The sequence below is a fragment of the Rhizobium sp. PRIMUS64 genome (genome assembly GCF_023006465.1).
Taxonomy (GTDB): domain Bacteria; phylum Pseudomonadota; class Alphaproteobacteria; order Rhizobiales; family Rhizobiaceae; genus Rhizobium; species Rhizobium leguminosarum.
In genome coordinates, this window is sequence record NZ_JALBGX010000305.1 from 1 (window position 1) to 864 (window position 864).

An 864-nucleotide genomic window follows, 5' to 3' on the forward strand; every position below is an offset into this window, starting at 1 on the left:
CACTGTCTCATTTCAGGAGGCTCGCGCCTGAGGGGCAAGAACTCCAAGCCGTTGGACCTGGGCCGCGCCTGATGGGGCGCCAGATACATGATCCTTATCCCGACGACGCCCTCATTATTGATGCCTTGGCCAACGAAGAGCGGAGCAAGCTCGGATCAGTCCCGAATTCTCAGAAAAATACCAGTAACCAACGAAAGTTTAGCGCTTGGCTCAAAAGGGAGGGCAGGGAGAGCATAGTCAGCCGGCTCAACGGCAGTGATGAGCAGCGACGGTCGTTGCAGGAGGATTTTAGGGCCTTTACCAAGGAGGAAGGAAAAAAAGTGGTCGTGGGTTTCGATCGGCTGCGGCAGTATCTAGGCGCCGAGTCGCAGTTGAAACAGCATGATCCTTATCCCGACGACGCCCTCATGATTGATGGCTTCGCCAACCAAGAGCTGAGCAAGCTCGGATCGGACTCGACTTCCAAGAGGCAAGTTGCCTGGAATCTGGCCAGCAATCAACGAAAGTTTAGTAATTGGCTGCAAACCAGGGGTAGGGAGAGCATAGCGAGCCGGCTCAACGGCAGCGAGATGCAGCAAAGGTCGTTGAAAAAAGATTACCAAGACTTCACCGAAGCCATGGGAAAAAACCTCACCATGTCTTTCAAGCGGCTTCGGCAGTACCAGCAAGTCGTTGAGGCGAACGTAGCGTCGGGGTTGTCCCCTGAGCCGGCAAGTGGCCGCGAACCGGCCGGTCTGGACGGCCGTTCGGATCCACGTGCCGAGTTCAGATCAACTTCGCCGCTGCAGCAGGTTGATCCATCGATCGAAGGCCGCAGCGGATTGTCGCTCGACCATACCGAATGGCTGGGCGACCAGCATATCC

1 pseudogene is annotated in these 864 nt (G+C 56.4%); it reads left to right on the forward strand.

Going from position 1 to position 864, the window contains the following annotated elements:
- Positions 1 to 71: 71 nt before the first annotated feature.
- A pseudogene (locus tag MOV76_RS39250) lies at positions 72 to 864 on the forward strand (hypothetical protein); the annotation flags it as partial.